Genomic DNA, 4,813 nt, shown 5'->3' with positions numbered 1-4,813 from the left:
GTTGAAAATTAAGATGAGACCGCAAGAAAAAGCATTATTAAAAGAGCGGTTAATTCTCAGTAGTCACCGCAGTTATGAAAATGCTGAAGAAGATAGGAGGAAGATATCTGTAAGTCCCTGCTACCTAAAGATTTGAATAAAACCTAACACCAAAGGAGCCAATAATATAGTGTTCAAATTTTTTCCCATATCAAATTACTTTATAACTGCAACTCAAGGAGGATTAGACAAAATATTTAATCCTTTCCAGTTTTACACTTTACCCTTAGACGAATGGGTTAACACTGCTGTTAATTTTCTAGTTGATAACTTTCGTCCCCTATTTCAAGCTATCAGCTTACCCATAAAAAATACTCTGGAAATAATTAAATCTGGTTTTCTAGCTGTTCCCCCCTTGATTTTTCTCATAATTATTGTCCTGCTGGTCTGGCAATTAGCAGGAAGAAAAATAGCCATCTACAGCATCATCGCTCTTTGTATAATTGGTTTTTGTGGCGCTTGGGAAGCAGCAATGGTTTCCCTGGCCCTGGTTCTAACAGCCGTAATATTTTGTATGTTAGTAGGTATTCCTCTAGGTATTATTAGTGCCATTAGCGATCGCTTCAACAAAATATTACGTCCCTTTCTAGATGCTATGCAAACTCTTCCAAGTTTCGTCTACCTAGTACCTGTAGTAATGTTATTTGGAATTGGAGAAGTTTCGGGTATTATTGCCACATTTGTTTTTGCAGTCCCCCCTCTAATTCGTCTGACAAATCTGGGCATTAGGCAAGTATCTCCAGAAGCAGTAGAAGCAGCTTTGGCTTTTGGCTCAACTCCCCAACAAGTCTTATTAGAAGTACAAATTCCTTTGGCTTTGCCTACTATTTTGGCTGGTACAAATCAAGCGATTTTGTTGGCCTTATCAATGTCAGTTGTCACCTCAATGATTGGGGTAGAGGGATTAGGACAAATGGTATTACAAGGTCTGGGTCGTTTAAATGTCGGACTAGCTACTGTAGGTGGTTTGGGTATTGTTTTAATTGCGGTGATGCTCGACCGTATCACTCAATCTATTAGTCAGGGAAAAGTTAATTCTTGGCAAGAGCGAGGTTTAATTGGATGGTGGCGGTCTCGTGGCTTTTCCAAAAAAAAAGGCACAACTCTAGGGATAAGTATTTTGCTTGCTTTGCTGGTTGGTGTTACTAGCTGGCAATTAATGTCCCAAACTACTATCAACTCAAAAAATGAAGCATTACCAGGGAATGGAATAATTGTCCGGTCTACTTCTGGTCTGGAAACATCGGGTATATTTGTTACGGAGATTGTGAATATTGGGCTGGAGAAATTAGGCTATCAGGTGAAAGGAGCAAAACAATTGAATGTTCCGGCAATGCACATTGCTGTTAGTAATAATGATGTGGATTTTACTGGTGTTCATTGGCAAGTTGCCCAAAAAGAATTTTTTGACAAGAATGGTGGGGAAGATAAATTAGAAAGGATTGGAACGCTAATTTCTGATTGTCAAGCGGGGTATCAGATAGATAAACAGACTGCTGAGAAATATAATATTACTGATTTATCACAACTCAAAGATCCAAAAATTGCTAAACTTTTTGATTCAGATGGTGATGGTAAGGCAAATTTAATCGGTTGTACTGCTGGTTGGGTGTGTGAAAGAATAATAAATCATCATTTACAGGTTTATGGACTTGAGGATACTGTTGAGCAAATTGAAGGAGATTATTCTTCTTTGATGGTGGATACTTTGACTCGTTATCGGCAAGGTAAACCTATTCTTTATTTTACTTGGACTCCTCATTGGTTAGCTTCAATTTTAAAAGTTGAGGAGGATGTGGAATGGTTGGGCGTTCCTTTTACATCCTTATTAGAAACTCAGGGAAACTTCACCGCAGAAGATACTTCAGTAAATGGAAAAAATCTTGGTATTCCAGTCGATAAAGTTCGGATATTAGCAAATAAGAATTTTTTGCAGGATAATCCAGTTGCGAAAAGTTTATTTGAACAGATTGAAATTCCTCTAGAGGATGTTAATTTTCAACAGGAAAAAGTTAAAAATGGGGAGAATAAACCTGTAGATATTCGCCGTCACGCTGAAGAATGGGTTGCTAGTCATCAAGGGTTATTTGATAGTTGGTTAGAAGTAGCAAAAAGTTAGGTTTTTATCACTCAAAATAAATAAGATATTTGTCAATTATCAAGGGTTTTCATATTGCCTCTGTCATCAATAGTGCTTATTACTAAACTGGAATGTAAAATATGGCGTTGGTAAATGAAGGTATGATGAGGAAAGAATGCGATCGCTAAATAGTTAGAAGTTTTTGAGCTAATGGTACAGGAATAGTTAGACATTCATGTTTTAGCTCATTTGAATAACCTTTTTGTGTTTGATAACAGTCTAAAAACTGTCGAGAGACAATCAACACAGATGTAATTCTGTTTTCCTTTCTTAAATCCATTTTTGTTAACGTGAGTTGATTGGCATGACCGACATTGCATTAAAGTTCACCTATAAGGGCTTTTTGGAAATATCATACCCTAATTTACCAACGCCAAAATTTTTTCATCACTAATTATCCGGACATGATATAACTCGATATTAGACTTGTGGCTTGATATGGTAAAAAATTGCCAAAACTCTTGGTGTAGTTTGAGCGTTTTTTTCAATCTATTTAGCAACAAATCTATTGTTTAGGATGAGATTCTAGCAGAATTTTTTTGAATCATTTCTTCTAATTGTTTGCGAGTAATACAACGACGTTCGGAGCAATAGGCCATCAAATTAACACCATTCATCATTCGCACTGTACTAACTCTGACTCGAAAATCATCTGTCAGAAACCAACAACGTTCTTGTCCTTGGTTTCTTTCATATTCTGTGTCAATTGTCAAGACTCCATCCGTGGCAAAATGATATCTACCCACTACAGGAATACCTTCAACATAACCACGATTACGCAAAAATTTTCCAGTTAAGCCTGTTTGAGAATCAGGAATATCTACTAAAATAGCAGCATAATTGGGATTAGGTTCATCATCATCTAAATTATCTTGCCAGTTAAAACTTGCACCACCTGTTGCTAAAGCTGGATTTAAATTTTGTTGTTCACAAACTTCCAAAACTTTAGGGTCATCTTTTGTTAAAACTTTGACGATTAAATTAGATTTCCCTGACTCATCTTGAACAGAATCAAAATGATGAACAGTACGTTGAGAAAACCATATTCCCTCACTTTTGAGAAAAAAATCCATCATTGTCATTGGTGGTGTGAATTTCATTTTTTTTGTCTCTAAATTTTTGTTAACATCTAGTGGGACTTACACAAAATAGCAGCAGAATATAGGCTCAAATATAGACAGGTAGAGGTTTTTACGTCAAAAAGGTATAAATCCTTTATTACCAAGGGTTTTAGCCATTTTTAGGGCATTGACGTAATTCCCTTGTCTAGACTGACTTTCAAGCCGTTTTTCTGCCAAAAAATGTCTAAGTACCACTAGGATATTTTTAGTTAAGGAAAAATCAATAAAAATCTAATTGAGAGTCATAAAATTATAGGATAAATCAAATAGACATCTCCTCCAAAAGAGGGAGTAGGTCGTAGGGACGTTGCATGCAACTACAGATTAGAAAAAAATAATTGATAATTTCTGTGCAATAGTTGATTTTATTTTTTATGACCGGAGATTTCTAATATATACTTTAGACTTTTATAGATATAGCAATCACCGAATCGGATGTGATAATTTTATTGCTTCAGTGTTTCTCATTCCCAGCTCCGGTATTCCCTAAAAATCTACAATATCTCACAACTCAAATAAGATTGATATATCTAATTAATATATAATTAACTAAAATCTTTATACATAGCAAACTCTCCTCAAACAAAATGCAGTTTCAATCAGCTACAGAAATTATTCAATCTTATCAGCAAGACAAAAATCTTACAGGTAGTAATCTACAAGGTATAGATATTAGTCAAATTGAACTATATCAAGTCAATCTAAGTCAAAGCAATTTACAACAGGCCAATCTAAATAATACAATCCTCATTGGAGCTAACTTGAGTGAAGCAAACTTAAGTGGAGCAAATCTCAAAGGTGCTGATTTACGAGGAGCAAATCTTCAGGGAGCAAATTTGAGTGGAGCAGATTTAACTGATGCCTATCTCAATAGAGCTGAATTACAAAAGGCTAATTTGGCTAATGCTAATTTGGCAGGAGCTAAACTACAAGTAGCTTACTATAATAGTGAAACAATTTGGCCTGAAGGATTTGCTTATAAAAAATCAGGAGCAGTTGGACCAGGAGCTGATTTGAGTGGAGCTTTTTTAAATACAGCTTACCTCCGAGGAGCTGACCTTCAAGGGGCAAATCTGCGGGGTGCTTATCTGAGTGGTACTGATTTGACAGGCGCTAACTTGCAAGGTGCAGCTCTTAGTGGTTCTAATATGAAGGGAGTTTTTTTAGTAGGTGCTAATTTGCGTGATGCTCGACTCAATGGGGTAGAGTTAGAAGGAGCTGATTTACGAGCTGCTGATTTGACGGGGGCGAGTTTAGATAATATTCCTAGTATTGCTGGAGTTGATTTTACTTTGGTGCAGGGATTGAGTGACTCTAGTAGAGCTATGTTATTTGGATATTCTGGCAAAGATTTAGGAACCTGGAATTCTTTTACTCGTACTAATACTAAGAGTAGTTCTCCCGGTATGTGAATGTGGTAATGTTCCGGTTGCTCGACGTTTATTACTACAAGGTGTGCCAGTTTCAGTAGCAATTGGTTTTTTATTGGCAGCTCCAACAGTAAATCCCATAG

At 36.3% G+C, this 4,813-nt stretch carries 3 protein-coding genes and 2 pseudogenes; 3 read left to right on the top strand and 2 right to left on the bottom strand.

The features are described from left to right. Positions 1-169: 169 nt before the first annotated feature. On the top strand, positions 170-2,158 hold the full coding sequence (gene proX / locus F6K13_RS18650) for a glycine betaine/L-proline ABC transporter substrate-binding protein ProX (RefSeq protein WP_205127603.1): 1,989 nt from the start codon (positions 170-172) through the stop codon (positions 2,156-2,158). A 175-nt stretch (positions 2,159-2,333) separates the two neighbouring features. Here the strand turns inward: proX and F6K13_RS18645 are convergent. Together F6K13_RS18645 and F6K13_RS18640 are read right to left on the bottom strand one after the other, a co-directional pair. Further along, positions 2,334-2,499, bottom strand: a pseudogene (locus F6K13_RS18645) (IS1 family transposase); the annotation flags it as partial. A 192-nt stretch (positions 2,500-2,691) separates the two neighbouring features. Continuing rightward, positions 2,692-3,279 (bottom strand): phycobiliprotein lyase, encoded by a 588-nt coding sequence (locus F6K13_RS18640; RefSeq protein ID WP_124144600.1) that lies wholly within the window; start codon positions 3,277-3,279, stop codon positions 2,692-2,694. Between the two features lie 608 nt (positions 3,280-3,887). Between F6K13_RS18640 and F6K13_RS18635 the strand changes: the two genes are divergently transcribed. Both F6K13_RS18635 and F6K13_RS18630 read left to right on the top strand, forming a co-directional pair. Next, a complete protein-coding gene (locus F6K13_RS18635) occupies positions 3,888-4,712 on the top strand; it encodes a pentapeptide repeat-containing protein (RefSeq protein ID WP_287287974.1) in 825 nt (274 codons plus the stop codon). Continuing rightward, positions 4,696-4,813: pseudogene (locus F6K13_RS18630) on the top strand (permease); the annotation flags it as partial. The gene F6K13_RS18635 and the pseudogene F6K13_RS18630, both read left to right, overlap by 17 nt.

It is taken from the genome of Okeania sp. SIO2B9, assembly GCF_010672505.1.
Lineage (GTDB): Bacteria > Cyanobacteriota > Cyanobacteriia > Cyanobacteriales > Microcoleaceae > Okeania > Okeania hirsuta.
The sequence above is the reverse complement of the archived record's forward strand: the minus strand, read 5'-3'. Positions and strand labels throughout refer to the sequence as shown.

Excerpts from the sequence above, each read along its gene's own strand:
- F6K13_RS18640 (WP_124144600.1), bottom strand. The coding sequence starts at position 3,279 with ATGAAATTCACACCACCAATGACAATGATGGATTTTTTTCTCAAAAGT.
- F6K13_RS18635 (WP_287287974.1), top strand. The coding sequence starts at position 3,888 with ATGCAGTTTCAATCAGCTACAGAAATTATTCAATCTTATCAGCAAGAC.